General features: G+C 68.8%; 17 protein-coding genes. 4 read left to right on the forward strand and 13 right to left on the reverse strand.

Annotation, left to right across the window (positions count from 1 at the left end; all coding sequences use genetic code 11):
- Positions 1-2: 2 nt before the first annotated feature.
- From G3I17_RS31890 to G3I17_RS31945, 12 genes are all read right to left on the reverse strand, one after another.
- The gene (locus G3I17_RS31890; protein ID WP_164601560.1) at positions 3-908 is read right to left on the reverse strand and encodes a hypothetical protein; all 906 of its coding nucleotides are present in this window, start codon (positions 906-908) and stop codon (positions 3-5) included.
- A 57-nt stretch (positions 909-965) separates the two neighbouring features.
- Positions 966-2420, reverse strand: coding sequence for an NADH-quinone oxidoreductase subunit N (locus tag G3I17_RS31895; RefSeq protein WP_164601562.1), 1455 nt, complete (start codon positions 2418-2420; stop codon positions 966-968).
- The gene (locus G3I17_RS31900) at positions 2417-3970 is read right to left on the reverse strand and encodes an NADH-quinone oxidoreductase subunit M (protein ID WP_164601565.1); all 1554 of its coding nucleotides are present in this window, start codon (positions 3968-3970) and stop codon (positions 2417-2419) included. Before G3I17_RS31900 ends, G3I17_RS31895 begins: the two co-directional genes overlap by 4 nt.
- On the reverse strand, positions 3967-5733 hold the full coding sequence (locus G3I17_RS31905) for an NADH-quinone oxidoreductase subunit L (protein ID WP_164601567.1): 1767 nt from the start codon (positions 5731-5733) through the stop codon (positions 3967-3969). The genes G3I17_RS31900 and G3I17_RS31905 overlap by 4 nt, the downstream gene beginning before the upstream one ends.
- Complete coding sequence (gene nuoK / locus G3I17_RS31910; protein WP_164601569.1) at positions 5730-6053, reverse strand: NADH-quinone oxidoreductase subunit NuoK; 324 nt, start codon at positions 6051-6053, stop codon at positions 5730-5732. Before nuoK ends, G3I17_RS31905 begins: the two co-directional genes overlap by 4 nt.
- Position 6054: 1 nt before the next feature.
- Positions 6055-6558 carry an NADH-quinone oxidoreductase subunit J gene (locus G3I17_RS31915; RefSeq protein WP_164601571.1) on the reverse strand — a complete coding sequence of 168 codons (504 nt, stop codon included), beginning with the start codon at positions 6556-6558 and terminating at the stop codon, positions 6055-6057.
- A complete protein-coding gene (locus tag G3I17_RS31920; protein ID WP_164601573.1) occupies positions 6555-7082 on the reverse strand; it encodes an NADH-quinone oxidoreductase subunit I in 528 nt (175 codons plus the stop codon). Before G3I17_RS31920 ends, G3I17_RS31915 begins: the two co-directional genes overlap by 4 nt.
- 227 nt (positions 7083-7309) lie before the next feature.
- A complete protein-coding gene (locus G3I17_RS31925) occupies positions 7310-8824 on the reverse strand; it encodes an alkaline phosphatase family protein (protein WP_164601575.1) in 1515 nt (504 codons plus the stop codon).
- A gap of 92 nt (positions 8825-8916) precedes the next feature.
- Positions 8917-10134 carry an RNA polymerase sigma factor gene (locus G3I17_RS31930; RefSeq protein WP_164601577.1) on the reverse strand — a complete coding sequence of 406 codons (1218 nt, stop codon included), beginning with the start codon at positions 10132-10134 and terminating at the stop codon, positions 8917-8919.
- A gap of 11 nt (positions 10135-10145) precedes the next feature.
- Complete coding sequence (locus tag G3I17_RS31935) at positions 10146-10490, reverse strand: YciI family protein (protein ID WP_164601579.1); 345 nt, start codon at positions 10488-10490, stop codon at positions 10146-10148.
- A gap of 30 nt (positions 10491-10520) precedes the next feature.
- Positions 10521-11753 carry a HAMP domain-containing sensor histidine kinase gene (locus G3I17_RS31940; protein ID WP_164601581.1) on the reverse strand — a complete coding sequence of 411 codons (1233 nt, stop codon included), beginning with the start codon at positions 11751-11753 and terminating at the stop codon, positions 10521-10523.
- Positions 11750-12406 carry a response regulator transcription factor gene (locus tag G3I17_RS31945; protein ID WP_164601583.1) on the reverse strand — a complete coding sequence of 219 codons (657 nt, stop codon included), beginning with the start codon at positions 12404-12406 and terminating at the stop codon, positions 11750-11752. The genes G3I17_RS31940 and G3I17_RS31945 overlap by 4 nt, the downstream gene beginning before the upstream one ends.
- 138 nt (positions 12407-12544) lie before the next feature.
- Here G3I17_RS31945 and G3I17_RS31950 point away from each other — a divergent pair, with 138 nt between their 5' ends.
- The 4 genes from G3I17_RS31950 (at position 12545) to G3I17_RS31965 (ending at position 16039) form a co-directional block, all read left to right on the forward strand.
- Positions 12545-13069 carry a hypothetical protein gene (locus G3I17_RS31950; protein WP_164601585.1) on the forward strand — a complete coding sequence of 175 codons (525 nt, stop codon included), beginning with the start codon at positions 12545-12547 and terminating at the stop codon, positions 13067-13069.
- Complete coding sequence (locus tag G3I17_RS31955; protein ID WP_164601587.1) at positions 13069-14124, forward strand: peptidoglycan-binding protein; 1056 nt, start codon at positions 13069-13071, stop codon at positions 14122-14124. Before G3I17_RS31950 ends, G3I17_RS31955 begins: the two co-directional genes overlap by 1 nt.
- Positions 14121-14786, forward strand: coding sequence for an ABC transporter ATP-binding protein (locus G3I17_RS31960; protein ID WP_164601590.1), 666 nt, complete (start codon positions 14121-14123; stop codon positions 14784-14786). The genes G3I17_RS31955 and G3I17_RS31960 overlap by 4 nt, the downstream gene beginning before the upstream one ends.
- Positions 14787-14863: 77 nt before the next feature.
- Complete coding sequence (locus tag G3I17_RS31965) at positions 14864-16039, forward strand: ABC transporter permease (protein WP_164601789.1); 1176 nt, start codon at positions 14864-14866, stop codon at positions 16037-16039.
- 14 nt (positions 16040-16053) lie between these two features.
- Here the strand turns inward: G3I17_RS31965 and G3I17_RS31970 are convergent, their stop codons facing one another.
- Positions 16054-17004, reverse strand: coding sequence for a complex I subunit 1 family protein (locus tag G3I17_RS31970; protein ID WP_164601592.1), 951 nt, complete (start codon positions 17002-17004; stop codon positions 16054-16056).
- Positions 17005-17092 lie beyond the last annotated feature (88 nt).

Consider the following 17092-nt stretch of genomic DNA (forward strand, 5'->3'; position numbering starts at 1 on the left):
GGCTACTTCGAGGTGAACTGAACGACGGCGGCTGTGGCGTTGATGCCGATGACCTTGCCCGAGGTCATCGAGTCCTTGGTGCCCCAGCTGTTGCCGCCTTCCGTGCTGAGAGTGGCGGAGAAGCCGCCGCCGTCCGCCTCGCGGTTGTCGACGGTCACCTGGCCGTTGGCGACCGTGAGGGCCAGGATCTTGCCCTTCACGGTGAACTTGGCGGACTTCTTCACCAGTACTTCGCAGTTGCCGTCGGCGCAGGCCTTGTAGTTCTGGCCGTCGGCGGCAGCCGGCAACCGGGTGGTGGGCGGCTCGAGCGGTGTCATGGCTTTGCACTTCGCCGACTGGCGATAGGCGAGGCCGACCATCGGGTCGGTCTTGGCCAGCGTCGGCAGGTCGGGCCCGGCCGGTTTGACCGAGAGGATCAGGGCGGCGACCTGCCGGGCCAGCCGCACCAGCTCTGACTCGCCGAGCTGGGACTGCTGGCTGGAATCGCCGACCAGCGCGACGACCTTCGGCACAACTTTGCCCAGCGCGGTGTTGTACTGCGAGGCCAACCGGTCCCCCGCCGCATTGCCCGCCGGTTGAAGCCCGGCGAAGTCGTAAGCGATCAGCCGGATCGCCGCCGGCTGGCCCATCAGGTACGTCTGGGCCACCAGCGAGGCGACCCTCGGCTCCTTCATCATCTGAGCCGTCTGGGACGCCTGGCTGCGTTCGGACGCCAGCTTGCTGATGCCATCGCACATCGCCCCCGTCCACGCGACCAGCTGCGGGCTGGGCGTCGGTGCAGCAGTGGAAGTCGGTGTCGCGCTGGGGGTCGGCGTAGCGGACGGCTGCGCAGCACTCTTGTCCTCACCACCCGAGCACGCGGTGATTACGAGCAGCAACCCCAGTACAGCCATCCGATGAGCCATCACCCAACGACCGTATGGCGGCCGGGCGGGCCCTGGAGCGAGCTGTCCTCAACCGGTCAGCTAGTTGACCAAGGCAAACAACGTGCCCGGCAGGATGGAGAGGACGACCGCCGCTCCGGCGCACAGCGAGATGACTGTGACCGCCGGGGTCTCGATGTCGACGGAGAAAGGATCGTCGGCGGGGAGGCGGACCAGTTCGGCGATCCAGCGGAGGTAGACCGCGAGGCCGATCATCACGTTCACCGCCATGACGACCGCGAGCCAGCCGTAGTGGGCGTCGATCACAGACTGGAAGGCAGCAAACTTGGTGAAGAGGCCCGCCAGACCCGGAGGCAGGCCGGCCAGGACGACCAAGAAGAAGACGAGAGCCGTGCCCAGACCCGGCTCAGAGCGAACCATGCCTCGGTAGTCCGACAGGAACAGCCCGCCGGGGCGGTGGCGCTGGACCACCGCAACCGCACCGAAGGCGCCCAGAGTGACCACCACGTACGCCGCCAGGTAGCCCACGACCGCCTGTGCGTCGCCGACCGCGAGCGGGGCCAGCAGGAACCCGGCCTGGCCGATCGAGGACCACGCGAGCAGTCGCACGGCCTCGCGCTGGCGCAGCGCAGCGAGGTTGCCCACGGTCATGGTCAAAGCAGCCAGCAAAGCCACCACCAGACGCAGGTCCGACCCCGAGGGCGCGATCCCGTAGGTCACCAGCACGAGCAGCCCGCCCACACCCGCTGTCTTCGAGACGACGGCGAGGAAGGCGGTGACCTCGACCGGCGCACCGGCGTACGTGTCCGGCAGCCAGCCGTGGAACGGCACGGCCGCGATCTTGAAGCCGAAGCCCACGATCACGAAGAGCCCAGCGGCGAAGGCGACCCGGCGCAGATCCGGGTCCAGCCCCGGCAGCCGGTTCGCGATCGTCTGCAGGTAGAGCGAGCCGGTAACGCCGTACAGGTAGGAGATCCCGAAGAGCATCACGGCCGTCGACAGCACCGACACCAGGAAGGCCTTCAGCGCCGCCTCGGAGCCGCGCCGATCACGCCGCAGCGCGACCATCGCGAAGCTCGGCAGCGAGACCACCTCCAACGCGATGACCACCGTCGCGAGATCGCGTGCGCCGGCCAGCACGGTCGCGCCGACCAGGGCGCTGAGCAGCAGGAAGTGGTACTCCCCCACCGGGATGTCCGCCGACAACAACCGGTACGCCGAAAGCCCGGCCACCCCGAGGCCACCGATCAGCAGCACCGCCCAGAGCCCGATCGTCAGCGGCTCGAGCACCAGGCTGCACTGGGTCGGCCCCTCGACCGCTGACCGGCAGAAGGCGGGCTTGTACGCGTCCCGCTGGACCGCCACGAAACCCAGCCCGAACAGCAGCACGCCACCGGTGATCAACGTGATCACGGTGTGCTTGGCCTGCTTGGTGCCGGTGCTCCAGAACCCGTCGATCAACAGCACTGCGACGGCGCCGAGCGCCAGTAGCAGCGGTACGGCGGTCGCCTGCCAGTCGGTCCAGGTGATCGTCATAGGAACATCCATTGGTTGATCAGCGTGAACGGCCACAACCCGAGCAGCACGGTGAGCACCACCAGCGGCGCCCAGGTGATCAACTCGATCCGGCTCAGGTCGACCGCGAAGGCCGCGGCCGGGTACTCGGCCGGGTCACCCTGGTTGAGCTCGCGGATCAGCTTGAGGAAGTACGCGGCCGTCAGTACCGCGCCCAGCCCGGCGATCACCATCAGGACGATGAATGTTGTCCGAGGCAACGAGTCGGCCGGGTGGTAGGCGCCGAGCAGGATCAGCATCTCGCCCCAGAACCCGGCCAGCCCGGGCAGCCCGAGCGAGGCGAGGCAGGCGAAGGTGAGCAGCCCGCCGATCCGCGGCAGCCGGGCGTACAGGGCCCGGCCGATCGTGCGCAGGTCGCTGGTGTCGTGCCGGTCCTTGATCGCGCCGGCCAGGAAGAACAGCAGGCCGGTGATGATGCCGTGGGCAAGGTTCGCGTACAGCGCGCCGGTGACGCCTTCCGGTGACATGGTCGCGATACCGAGCCCGATGAAACCCATGTGCCCGACGCTGGAGTACGCGATCAGCCGCTTGACGTCGGTCTGCGCGAGACAGGCCAGCGAGCCGGCGATGATCGCGACGGTCGAGAAGCCGGCCAGGTATGGCGCGATGGTGGCCGTCGCATCGGGCAGCACGGGCAGCAGGACCCGGATCATGCCGTAGCTGCCGAGCTTCAGCAGTACTCCGGCCAGCAACACCGAGCCGACCGTCGGCGCCTTCGCGTGCGCATCGGGCAACCAGATGTGCAACGGCCACAGCGGCATCTTCACCGCGAACCCGACGGCGATCAGGACAGCGGCAGCCAGCGGAATGCCATGGCCACCGCGCACCGGATTCTGGCCGAGGAACACCAGATCGAAGGTTCCCGCCTGGCGATAGATCAGCAGGAAGCCGAGCAGCATCAGCGCCGATCCGAACACCGTCATCAGCACGAAGGTGGTCGCCGCGCGCCGCCGCCCGGCCGGGTCGTGGTCGTCACCCCAGATGTCGATCACGAGCCACATCGGGATCAGCACGATCTCGAAGAAGACGAAGAACAGCACCAGGTCGGCGGCCGAGAAGGTGCCGATCACGCCGGTCTCGATCACCAGCAGGAGGGCGATCAGCGATCGCATCCGGCCGATCCGCGGGGTGATCTTCAGCGAGTACAGGCAGCAGAGGAAGACCAGCAGCGCCGTCAGCGCGATCAGCGGCATCGAGATCGTGTCGATCGCGAGATGGAAACGGACGCCGAGCGATGGGATCCAGGACACGTCGGTCTCGGCGTACGGGAGCAGCTTGCCCGCCAAGGTCCGTGGAGCTGGCGCACTCGTGGTAGTGAGCCGGTCCACACAAGGACAATGCGGTCTCCGCAGCTCCCACCAGAGCACTATCGAGCCGACCAGGACGAGGCCCGACACGACCGAGCCGACGATCGCCGCCACCCGCTCGCCGGTCGTCGCCGGTAGTGCCCACAAAATAGCGGCCGTCAGCGCCGGCACCGCAAGCAAGGCGATCAGGAGCCATTCGCTCATGAGCCGATCACCCCCGCCAGGATCGCGAACGCGACCACGCCGACGACCGCGAGGGTCAGATAGGTCTGCACGTTGCCGGTCTGCAGCTTCCGGAACCCGGCGGACGCCAGTACGCCGGCCCGCCCGGTCCCCCGGACATACGCACCGACCACGTCCCGGTCGCCACCGACGGCCAACTTGGCCAGCCATTGCACCGGTACGACGAACACCCGCTGGTACGCCGAATCCGCGCCGAACTCGCGTTCCAGGAAGACCGGTCGCGGGTCAGCACCCCGTTGCCACAGCGAGTAGGCCGGGAGCGCGCCGAACAGCGCGAGCACCGTCGTCACCAGCGCGATCGGCCAGCTGATGTGCACGCCGTCGGTGTAGCCCAGCCCGGCGGCACCCAGGGCCAGCAGGATCATCGGCGCGAGCATCAGCCACGATCCCTCGCGCAGCTTGGAGCTGTCGGGCTCCTCCAGATCGGACATCGGGTCGTCGTCCTCGAACGCTCCCAGTGCGCCGGCCAGTGCCGGCGTACGGAAGAAGACCCACAGCCACAGGCGGACACAGTAGAAGGCGGTCAGCGCGGCCGTCAGGCAGACCGAGACGAGCACGACCCAGCCGACCGTCGAGCCGTCGCGGGCGTGGTCCCAGGCCGCTTCGACCACGGAGTCTTTGGAGAAGAAGCCGGCGAACCCCGGTACTCCGGCCAGCGCGGCGAGCCCAATTGTCATCGTCACGAAGGTGACAGGCATCCGCTTGCGGAGTGCGCCCTTGCGCGTGTAGCGGCGGAGTACGACGAAGGCGGCGCTGCCGACCTGGTGCAGGAGGACACCCGCTGCCAGGAACAGCAGACCCTTGAACGCAGCATGAGTGACCAGGTGGAAGAGCGCCGCGTGCCGACCGTCGTGGGTGCCGAGCGAGAGGCCGGCGAACATGATCGCCAGCTGGCTCACGGTCGACCAGGCGAGTACACGTTTCACTTCGACGGCTGCCATCGCGCAGAGGGCGGCGAACAGCATCGTCACGCAGGCGACGACGGCCAGGACGGTAAGCGTGGTCTCGGCCTCGACGAACAGGTCGTACAGGCGGGCGATCAGGAAGACGCCGGCGGCCACCATCGTCGCCGCGTGGATCAGCGCGCTGACCGGGCTCGGGCCGGGCATCGCGTCCGGCAGCCAGGTCTGCAGCGGGACCTGCGCCGACTTGCCGACGACACCGACCAGCAACAGGATCGTGCCGATGGTCAGGGTGTGCGGCTCGATCGGGCCGCTGCCGAGCTCGGAGATCCGGAAGGTGTGGTAGCCGACGCCGAGCACGAAGATGCCGAACAGGAAGCCGACATCGGCCAGCCGGGTGACCAGGAACGCCTTCATCGCGCCGGCCCGGGCGTCGCGGCGCTCCCAGTAGTGCCCGATCAGCAGGTACGAGCAGGCGCCCATCACCTCCCAGCCGATCAGCAGCACGAAGAGGTTGTCCGAGATGACCACGGTGACCATCGCCGCGGTGAAGAGCGTGACGATGGCCGTGTACGACGAGACACGCTCGCGGACGTAGCCGATCGAGTAGACCTGCACGCAGGTCGAGACGACGCCGACGACGGCGAGCATCAGGACGGTCAGGTCGTCGGTGCGGAACTCGTAGGAGAACCAGAAGTCCTCGCCGATCATCACGCCACCGGCGTTGGTCGTCTGCGGGTCGACGCCGTACAGGAGGGCGGCGGTCAGCACGACGAGCAGGGAGAAGCCGACGCCGACCACGCGCCAGGCGGTGGCGATCACTGCTCCACCTCGTTTTGCTCCAGCAGGTCGCGGGCCGCATCGGCGTCGACGTGGCCGTGGCCGCGGAAGAGGAGGAGCACGATCGCCAGGCCGAGGCCGATCTCAGCCGCCGCCAGCGTGATGACGAAGACGGCGAGGGTCTGGCCGGTGGCGAGGCCGTCGACGTGCCAGGCGTCGAAGGCGATCAGGTTGAGGTTGACCGCGTTCAGCATCAGCTCGAAGGACATCAGCATCGTGATGGCGTTGCGGCGCGCCAGCACGCCGTACACGCCGATGCAGAACAGCGCGACGGCGAGCAGCAGCGGGAGGATGAGCGGCATCTCAGTCGTCACCCTTCTTGCCGGGGCGCTGGGACAGCACGATCGCGCCGATCAGGGCGGCGAGGAGGAGGACCGAGAGGACCTCGAAGGGCAGCACCCAGGTACGGAAGACCGAGGTGCCGACGGCCTCGGCCGACCCCGCTGGCACCGGTCTGACCTTTTCGTTGCCGAAGGCAAATACCACGCCGGTGCCGAGGATCAGCGCGAGGACCAGCGCGACGGCGGCGGCGAACGGGCTGCGGCGGGTGGTCAGCGCGGGCAGCGGGTTGGTCGGGGCCTTGGTGAGCATCAGCGCGAAGAGGACGAGGACGACGATGGCGCCGACGTACACGAGGATCTGGACCAGGGCGACGAACTCGGCGTGCAGGGCGCCGAAGCAGCCGGCCACCGCGCCGAGCGTGACGACCAGCCAGAGTGCGGCATGCACGATCCGCCGGGACGTGACGACCATGACCGCTGCCAGCAGCGCCATCGCCCCCGCGATGGAGAAGAGCGCAGTGGTCACGCCTCGGCCTCCGGCGCCGCCTCGACCTCGGCCGGGTCACTCGCAACCGGCTCGATCACCGAGGGACCCGGGTCGATCGGCTGGGGCGCGGGCACCGTCCACATCCAGTCGCGCAGCCGGTCCTTCTCGTGCGTGAGGTTGCGCAGGTCGGTCTCGGCGTACTCGAACTCCGGCGACCAGAACAGCGCGTCGAACGGGCAGGCCTCGATGCAGATCCCGCAGTACATGCAGAGGCTGAAGTCGATCGCGAACCGGTCGAGGACGTTGCGGCTGCGCTCGCGCGCCTGCTCACCGACCGACGGCGCGGTCTCGGTGTGCGAGTCGATGTAGATACACCAGCTCGGGCACTCCCGCGCACAGAGCATGCAGGAGGTGCAGTTCTCCTCCATCAGCGCGATCACGCCACGCGTACGCGGCGCTAGCTCGGGCTGGACGTCCGGGTACTGCTCGGTGACGGCACGGCGGCCCAGCGTCTTAGCGGTGACTTTCAGGCCATCGATCAGACCCTTCCCTGGTACAGCCACGCCCCCTCCTCCGTCAGTCGGACCTGCACGCTGACATTAGTCGGTTTCGGCCGACGGCGACGCCAGATGGCGTCAGACTTCTCATTTCAGGCGCGCCGCGACCCCCGGCGAGCGACCCGTGGTGTGCCGAACGACAGGACATAGTGCCCATACTCGGGCGCGACAGAGCGGCCGTGAGCGTGGAGATCCGGGACTGAGGTCACTATGTCCTGTCGGTCGGGACGGGGCTAGTTCGTGGTGAGGTGGGGGTTGTCGATGGACCAGTACCAGTCGTTGTCGCCCTTTGTCAGGGACCAGGTGATCTTGACTGTGTGGGCGCCGGCTGGGACGGGGATGGTCAGGCGTTCGAGCTTGGCGATGGTGTCTGCGGTGTAGGTGAGGACGGGCTTGGGGGCTGCGCCGTCGAAGGTTGCCTGGACGGTGGCGGTTTCGTTGCCGCTTTTCAGGTAGTGGGAGGAGAAGGTGAGGGTCGCGGTGGTTGCGCCGGTGACGTCGTAGGGCGGTGAGGCGAGCTTGCTGTTGAAGAGGCCGGAGCGGGTCTTGTCGGACCACTCGTCGGAGTCGGCGACGGCGAAGACGCCGCGCGCCCGCACGTTGCTCTCGCGCTGCTGGTTGGGCGCGGCGCGGGTCCAGAAGTCATCCGTGGTGAACGACCAGCCCTGCCACTCACGCACTCCCCCGGTGCCCAGGCCCGCGTTGTCGATCGTCCAGCCCGCGGGTGTCGTGTGCGTCCAGCCCTTCATATCAGCCGGTACGCCGGTCTCGTCCGCGCGCGTCTGCAGCGAACCCACCAGCGAGTCGAACGGGTCGGCGGAAGGCGCCACCTGACCGTCGATATCCGCGGTGAGGCCGAAACGGCTCAGCACGATCGCGGCGATGTCCACGTTCCTGGGAGCGATCGCGGGCGTTCCGGGCGTAGTACCGGGGCCGTTGCGGATGATGAACGACGAGCGCTCGGGCACCGAACTGCCGCCGTGGCCGCCTCCGTCGGTGTGACCGTGGTCAGCGGTGACGAGGTAGGTCCAGTCCTCGTTCGCGTACGTCGGACGAGCCTTGATCGCCGACAGCAGGTTTGCGACGTGGCGATCGGTGGTCTCGACCGCGGTCCGGTAGCAGGCACCTAGCGCGCCGCAGCTGTGGCCGGCGATGTCGACGTCGCCGAAGTACACGAAGGACGCGTCCGGCCCGGTGTCCTTCAGGTACGCCGCCGCGTCGGTGGCGATCTTCGCGTCGGCGGCCGGGTAGCCGAGCGCGTCACCGTCGAACGTGACCTTGCGCTGCACCTCGTCGGTGAAGATCGCCTGGCCGGCACTGTTGGTGGTCAGCGGCGTCCAGTCGGCGATCGCGTACGTCGACAGCTCGGGACGGGCGCGTTCCAGCCGGGTCAGGAAGTCCGGGTACTGGGTCAGATTGGTCCCGGTACCCCAGCTGTTGCTCTTCACCTTGTGCTTGTCCGGCCAGACGCCGGTCGCGTTGGTGGCCCAGCCGGGTCCCGACAGCGTGGGGGCGAAAGGCGAGGCATACAAGGTGGTCCGGCTCGCGGAGCCGGAACTGATCAGCCCCTTCAACGCGGGGGTGTTGAAAGCTTGGATCTTGCTCAGCAGGGCGCCGTCGATGCCGATCACGAGCACCTTCTGCGTCCGCGCGGCTTCCGAAGTACCGACGGCCGAACTGCTCGTAGTGGCGAAAACACCGGTCAGAGCGACTGCGGCTAATGCTGTGAGAGCGAGGGGGCGGTTCACGGGCTCCTCCAGGGATCGGTGATTGGTCCGGACCAATACCATCAAGGAGCGCCACCAGGGTCAACGGCTCACTGGTGGCGGGCAGGTGAATCTCAGAGGGCCTTGAGGCTGCGTTCGAGGAAGGCGCGCTCGGCGGCATTCTCAGTCAGCTCCAGCGCCGATCTGTACGCCGATGCCGCGTCCTCCCTTCGCTCGAGACGCTTGAGGAGCTCGGCGCGGATGGCATGGAAGAGGTAGTAGCCACCGAGCTCCAGTTCATCGACGAGCGCGAGGGCGGCGGCCGGGCCATCCACTTCGCCGACGGCGACGGCTCGGTTGAGGGCGACGACGGGGCTCGGGTCGAGCGTCAGCAGGTGGTCGTAGAGCTGGACGATCTGCGACCAGTCGGTGTCCGCCGCAGTGCGGGCATCGCTGTGGACCGCGTTCATCGCCGCCTGCAACTGGTACGGACCGGGCCGGCCGCGGCGCAGGCATCGGCGTACCAGGTCTTGGCCTTCGGTGACCAGGACTCGATCCCAGAGGTCGCGATCCTGATCGGCCAGCAAGATCAGCGAACCGTCAGCGGCGACGCGCGCCGGGCGGCGGGATTCCTGCAGGAGCATCAGCGCGAGCAGGCCGACTGCCTCGGGCTCGTCGGGCATCAGTTCGACCAGCAACCGGCCGAGGCGAACGGCCTCCACGCACAGCTCGGCGCGGATCAGCTCGTCGCCCGACGACGCGGCGTACCCCTCGTTGAAGATCAGGTAGACGACGGCCAGTACGCCGCGGACGCGCTCGGGGAGATCGGCTTCGTAGGGCACCCGATACGGGATGCCCGCGGTCCGGATCTTCGCCTTCGCGCGGACGATCCGCTGCGCCATCGTCGCCTCGGGGACCAGGAACGCGTGCGCGATCTCGGTCGTGGTGAGGCCGCCGAGCAGGCGCAGGGTGAGCGCGACCCGGACGTTGAGGGCGAGCGCTGGGTGGCAGCAGGTGAAGATCAGCCGGAGCCGGTCGTCGCGCACAACGCCCTCCTCCGCCGGCTCGTCCTGGGCATGCAGCAGCGCGGCCTGGGCGTGTTTGTCCTCGCGGGAGGATTCGCGCCGCAGGCGGTCGATCGCGCGGTTGCGCGCGGTCGTGATGATCCAGCCGGCCGGGCTGGGCGGCAGACCGCTCGCGGGCCACTTCTCGACGGCGGTCGCGAAGGCCTCCTGGACCGACTCCTCGGCGATGTCGAGATCACCGAAGACCCGGGTCAGGACAGCGACCGCCCGCCCGTGCTCAGCCCGGAACACCGCCGCAACCTCAGCCGCTGAAACCAGATCAGCCATCCCTGGCCCTGTCAGTTCTGAAAGGGTCTGACTTCGACCGAGAGCGGCTCGAGGATGACGGCGAGTTTGCGGGCCCAGCCGAGCGCCTCGTCGAGGTCGCCGACCTGCACGATGGTGAAGCCGCCGAGATGCTCCTTGCCCTCGGTGAACGGGCCATCGGTCATCAGCAGTTCGCCGCCGCCGGCGCGCAGTACCGTCGCCGACTCCGGCGGATGCAATCCGGCACTGAACACCCACGCCCCGGCCGCCCGGAGCTCGTCGGTCCAGGTGGCGAGGTTCTTCATGACCGGGTCGAGGATCTCGGGCCCGGGAGCCGGACCGTCGGGCTGGTAGATGCTGAGCAAATACTGTTTCATGCTGCCTCCTTTACCTCTGTACGAACGGCCTCAGCCCGGATCGACAGGCAGCCTCACGGTAATCGCCAGGCCGCCGTCAGGGCGCGGTACGGCACGCACCGACCCGCCGTGCGCCTGCGCGACCGACTGCACGATCGACAATCCGAGACCGGCGCCCTTCGCCCCGACCAACCGGTCGGCGCCCAGCCGGTGGAAGGGTTTGAACAACGCCTCCACCTCGTACGGCGGCACGCTCGGCCCACTGTTGACCACCTCGACCTCTGCGACGTCGTCAGTCCTGCGACTCGTCACCCGGACCCAGCCGTGATCAGCGAGATTGTGGCGGATGCCGTTCTCCACCAGGTTGTGGACGAGACGTTCGAGCAGGAGCGCGTCACCGGTCGTCGGGGCGTCGCCGGAGTCGGTGGTCAAGGTGACGCCGGCGGTGTCTGCCTCCGGTGTGAGCTGGGCGGCGACGTGGGTGATCACATCGGCGAGATTCACCGGGTAGGTCGCGGTGACCTGCTTCTCGGAGTCGGCGAGCAGCAGGAGTCCGCCGATGAGCTGTTCGTGCCGGGCGTTGATCTCCAGCAGGGTCCCGCCGAGCTGCAACAGATCCTCCGACGCAGTCTTGCGATGCATGGCGACCTCGACCAGGGCGCGGCCGAGGGTGAGCGGCGTCCGGAGCTCGTGCGAGGCGTTGGCGACGAACCTCCGCTGCCCGTCGAACGAGTGGTCGAGCCGCTCGACCATGGTGTCGAACGCGTCGGCCAGGCTCTTCACCTCGTCGTCCGGACCCTTCAACGCGATCCGCTCGTGCAACCCGCGCCCGGCCGCAGGCGCCGCCGCGATCCGTCTGGCTGTGTCGGTGACGCGGTGCAGGGGTGCCAGCACCCGCCCGGCCACCAGCCAGCCGAACCCGGTCGCCAGCCCACCCACCAGAACCAGCGCGATACTTCCCTGGGCCAGCAACGTCTTCGTGGCAGCCGCCTTGACGCGGGCATTCTGCTCCCGCATCACCCGCTCGGCATCCACCCCGGTCAGCACGTCCCCATCACTGTTCATCACGTACAGGTCTTTGCGAGGCGTCTGTCCCCCGCCCGGTATCGGCGTCGGCGTACCGGTCGCCGGTGGGGAGAGGTAGGTGCCCTGGATGATCACGCGGCGGTCCCTCGAGAGCTGATTGCTGAAGAGGGCGTAGGTGACCGCCAGCAGGAGGATACCGGCGAGCAGGAAGAGGCCGGCGTAGATGAGGGTCAGGCGGGCTCGGAGGGTTGGTTTCATGGGATCCGGTACCCGACTCCGGTGACCGTTTCGACCACAGTGGGGTCGCCCAGCTTGCGGCGGAGTTTGAGGATGGTCAGGCGGACCGCGCCGGTGAACGGGTCGACGTGTTCGTCCCACGCCTTCTCCAGCAGTTGTTCCGCCGACACCGTCGCACCGTCGGCCCGCAACAGCTCGGCCAGGACGGCGAACTCCTTCTTCGCCAACGGCACATAGCGCCCATCGCGGAAGACCTCGTGCCGGGACGGATCCAGGGTCAGCCCCGCGCGCCGTAGTACCGGTGGGTCGGCCGGGCGGCTGCGCCGGCCGAGGGCCAGCACCCGCGCCGCCAGCTCGGGGAAGGCGAACGGCTTAGTCAGGTAGTCGTCGGCGCCGAGACCGAGCCCGTCCACCCGGTCGGTGACGGAGGCTGCGGCGGTCAGCATCAGCACCCGGGTGGCCGACTCGGACGCCACCAACTGCCGGCACACCTCGTCCCCGTGGACGAGAGGGAGATCGCGATCCAGTACCAGTACGTCGTACTGGTTGACCGCGAGCCGCTCGAGCGCGGCCGCACCATCGGCCGCCACGTCGACGGCGTGCGGCTCCTCGCGCAACCACTCCGCGATCGCTGCCGCCAGCAACGGTTCGTCCTCGGCCACCAACACCCGCATCACAGCCACCTTCCGGTCGTGGCTGTCCATGATCCCCGACGCCGCGTTTCCCTCGCGTTACCGCGGCAGGAAACAGCGGGGAAACGGCCGCACGACTTCCCTTGACCCCACCACCCCGATCTCAAGGAGAAGACCGTGATGCGAAAGCACACCCTCGGCGCGCTGGCGACCCTCGCGCTGGCCATCACCCTCACCGGCTGCGGCTCCGGCGACGACGGACAGGACGACCAGGTCGCCTCAGGCGGCGGCGCCCAGCCGACCGCGAGCACCAGCACGGGCGGTGGAGCCGGCGGGCTCAGCCAGGACGAGAAGGGCGTGAAGTTCGCCCAGTGCCTGCGGGAGAACGGCATCAACGTACCCGATCCCGAGCCAGGCAAGGGCCCGATGATCAAGCTCGACCCGAGCAGCGGAGTCACCCGGGAGGACATGGACAAGGCGATGGAGGCCTGCAAGGAGTTCAACCCGCAAGGTGAGGCGGGCGCCGACCCCCAGCAGGAGGAGAACGGCCGGAAGTTCGCCGCGTGCATGCGGGAGAACGGGGTGGAGAAGTTCCCGGACCCGAAGCCCGGTCAGCGCGGCATCATGATCGACAAGGCGGCCGGGGAGGACCCGGACTTCCCGAAGGCGCAAGCAGCCTGCCAAAGCATCTTGGCGAGCAAGTAATGGCGCGACGAACTCTGCTGACAGCGGTCGCGGTGCTGGCCGCGGGCGGCGGCCTTACGGCCGCACTACTGACCCGAAGTGACAGCAGCCAGGCTGCGGACGAAACGCCGGCCGCCCTGACCAGCACCGCCAAGGTCACGAAGCAGACGCTCAAGGACACCGAGACGGCTGACGGCGAGCTCGCCTACGGCACCTCGACGACCGCAACCAACAGGAGCGCCGGGACGCTCACCTGGATCCCCGATAGCGGGCAGCAGGTCAGCCGGGGCCAGACGCTCTACCAGGTGAACAACGAGCCGACCACCTTGCTGTACGGCGCGCTGCCGGCGTACCGGCGGCTTGCGGAAGACAGTGAGGGGCCGGACGTCCTACAACTGGAGCAGAACCTCAAAGCCCTGGGGTACAAGGGTTTCACCGTCGACGACTCGTATACGTCGGCCACTGCCGAGGCTGTCGAGGAGTGGCAGGAGGATCGCGCGCTGGACGAGACCGGTGTGGTCGAGCTGGGTCAGGTCGTATTCGCACCGGGGGCGGTACGTGTAGACAGCCTGCAGGCCGCTGCCTCCGATCCGGTCGCACCTGGGCAGAAGCTGCTCAGCTACACCGGTACGACGAAGGCTGTGACGGTCGAACTGGAGGCGACGGATCAACGGCTGGCGAAGAAGGGCGCACCCGTGTCGGTGACGCTGCCGGACGACACGACGGTCGCGGGCAAGGTTTCCGAGGTGTCGACGATCATCGTCCCGGCCGCCTCGCCGGACCAGGATCCGGAGACGAAGGTCGAGGCAATCATTGCCTTGAGCAACCAGAAGGCGGTGGCGAAGTACGCGCTGGCCTCCGTCGACGTGACGTTCACGGCGGCCGAGCGCAAGGGGGTGCTGACCGTTCCGGTGGCGGCATTGCTGGCTTTGCAGGAAGGCGGCTTCGGAGTCGAGGTGGCCGGCGGCACGACGACGCGGTACCTGCCGGTGAAGACCGGTCTGTTCGCCGCCGGCCGGGTCGAGGTCAGCGGCGCCGGGATCGTCGAAGGGCTCATCGTGGGGGTGCCGAAGTGATCGAGCTGACCGAGGTGACGAAGGTGTACGCCGGAGGGGTCGCCGCGCTGGCCGGAGTGTCGCTGCGGATCGCGGCGGGTGAACTGGTCGCGATCGTCGGCCCGTCGGGCTCCGGCAAGTCGACCATGCTGAACGTGCTCGGCACCCTCGACCGGCCGACGTCGGGGCAGGTCCGGATCGACCGGTACGACGTGGCGCGACTTTCCGACGCCGGGTTGTCGGCATTGCGGGCCGGGCTGATCGGTTTCGTCTTCCAGCAGTTCCACCTGGCGTCCGGCGTACGGGCGGTCGACAACGTCGCGGACGGGCTCCTGTACTCCGGGCTGCGCCGGGCCGAGCGGCGCAAACGTGCCGCGGCCGCGCTCGAGCGGGTCGGGCTGGGCCACCGGCTGGATCACGAGCCGCACGAGTTGTCGGGCGGTGAACGCCAGCGGGTCGCCGTCGCTCGGGCCGTGGCCGGCGAGCCGGCGCTGCTGCTGGCCGACGAGCCGACCGGTGCTCTCGACTCGGCCTCCGGAGCTGGGGTGATGCAACTTCTGCGCGACCTGAACGCGAGCGGCACGACGGTCGTCATCATCACCCACGACCGCGATATCGCAGCGTCACTCCCCCGCCAGATCCAGATGCGCGACGGCCGGATCACTCAGGAGGTGCACAGATGACGGATCACGACGTGGCTGCGCCGCAGGCAGCAGCTTCGAGCGGGCGTGGGGACCGACGCAGCCTGCGGCCCGCTCGGATGGGGGTGGGGGATGTGGTTCGGGTTGGTGGGGTCGGGCTGCGGACCCGGCCGATGCGGGCGTTTCTCTCGGCGTTGGGGATCGCGATCGGGATTGCGGCGATGGTGGCCGTGGTGGGGATCTCGGCGTCTTCGCGGGCCGAGCTGGACGAGACGCTCGATGCTCTGGGCACCAACCTGCTGACGGTGGCGCCCGGGACCCGGCTGACCGGAGAGCAGGCGGAGTTGCCGCTCACCGCCGAGGCGATGGTCCGGCGGATCGGGCCGGTCGAGGCGCTGTCGGCGATCGGGCGGGTCGACGGAGCATCGGTCTACCGCAGCGACAAGATCCCGGCGATCCAGACCAACGGGATCGCCGCCTACGCCGCACGCGCCGACCTGCTCGCCACGATCGGAGCGACGGTCCGTAGCGGCAGGTGGCTCGACGCGGCGACCGGGTCGTACCCCGCGACCGTGCTGGGCTCGGCGGCGGCGGAACGCCTCGGGATCAGCCGGTCCGGCGCGGACACCAAGGTGCTCATCGGCGACGAGTGGTTCACCGTGCTCGGCATCCTCGAGCCCGCCGCCCTCGCGCCGGAACTGGACAGTGCCGCCCTGGTCGGCTGGCCCGCGGCGGCTTCCACCCTGAGCTTCGACGGCCATCCGACCAAGATCTACACCCGCTCGCCCGACACCCAGGTCGAGTCGGTCCGCGAGGTACTCGGCGCCACCGCCAACCCCGAAGCGCCGAACGAGGTCGACGTCTCCCGCCCCTCCGACGCACTCGCGGCGAAGCAAGCGGCCGGTGAGGCGTTCACCGGGCTGCTGCTCGGCCTCGGCGCGGTCGCCCTGCTGGTCGGTGGCGTCGGCGTCGCCAACATCATGGTGATCTCGGTCCTGGAGCGCCGCGCCGAGATCGGCCTGCGGAGGTCTCTCGGAGCGACTCGGGGTCAGGTGCGGACGCAGTTCCTGACCGAGTCCCTGCTGCTGTCGGCTTTGGGCGGGGCCGGCGGGGCGATCCTGGGCAGCGGAGTCACCGCCGCCTACGCGTCGTACCAGGGCTGGCTGACGGTCCTCCCCGTTTGGGCTCTGACCGGCGGCATCGCGGCGACGCTGGTGATCGGCGGCCTGGCCGGGCTCTACCCGGCGATCCGCGCGTCCAGGCTGTCGCCCACCGAAGCGCTGGCGACTCCTTAGGAGAAGATGACGACCTAGTAGAAGATGACGACGCCGATGCCGGTGAGCGCGAGCTGGATCAGCGCCACCGGCACGAGGCCTTGCCAGGCGAGCTTCTGCAGTTGGTCGGCACGCAACCGCGGGAACGCCACCCGTATCCAGATGACGAGCACCGACACGGCGGCCACCTTCAGCACCGTCCAGATCCAGCCGATGCTGTCCGGCCCCGGCCCGCTCCAGCCCCCGAGGTACAGGACCGTGGTGAGCCCGGCCAGTACGACGATCCCGGCGTACTCCGCGAGCAGGAACAGCGCGAACCGGAGCCCGGTGTACTCCGTGTACGGCCCGAAGATCACCTCGGAATCGGCGACCGGCATGTCGAACGGCGGGCGTTGCAGCTCGGCCAGCCCGGCGATGAAGAACACCACCATGCCGGGCAGCTGCCAGAGCAGCCACCACGGGTTCCAGACGCCGACGATCCCAGTCAGGCTCAGCGTGCCGGCCGCGACCGCGACGCTTGCCGCGGACAGTACGAAGGGCAGCTCGTAGCTCATCAACTGCGCCGCGACCCGGAGCCCGCCGAGCAGGCTGTACTTGTTGCCGCTCGCCCAGCCGGCCATCAGCGAGCCGAGGACGCCGACGCTCATCACCGCGAGCACGTAGAACAGCCCGGAGTCGAGGTCGGCGCCGACGATGCCCGGGGCGAGTGGGATGGCGGCGAGCGCGGCCATGTACGGCAGGATCGCGACGATCGGCGCCCACTCGAAGACGCGCTTGTCCGCGGCGGCCGGAGTGACGCTCTCCTTCTGGAGGAACTTCACCCCGTCGGCGACCAACTGCGCCCACCCGTGGAACGCACCGGCGTACATCGGCCCGAGGCGCGACTGCATGTGCGCCATCACCTTGTGCTCGGCCTGACCGACCAGCAAGGGCGCGACGAGGAACGCGACCAGCACCCCCACAACGCGCACCACGAACTCGAGCATGGCGGCAGCCTATCTACTGTCGACCCCCAGCGGCCCTTCCCACGGTGCGGTTTGACCTGAACCATTGTTGAGGTCGCAGGGTGGGGAG

The sequence above is a fragment of the Streptomyces sp. SID13031 genome, assembly GCF_010548305.1.
In the GTDB taxonomy this organism is placed as follows: Bacteria; Actinomycetota; Actinomycetes; order Propionibacteriales; family Kribbellaceae; genus Kribbella.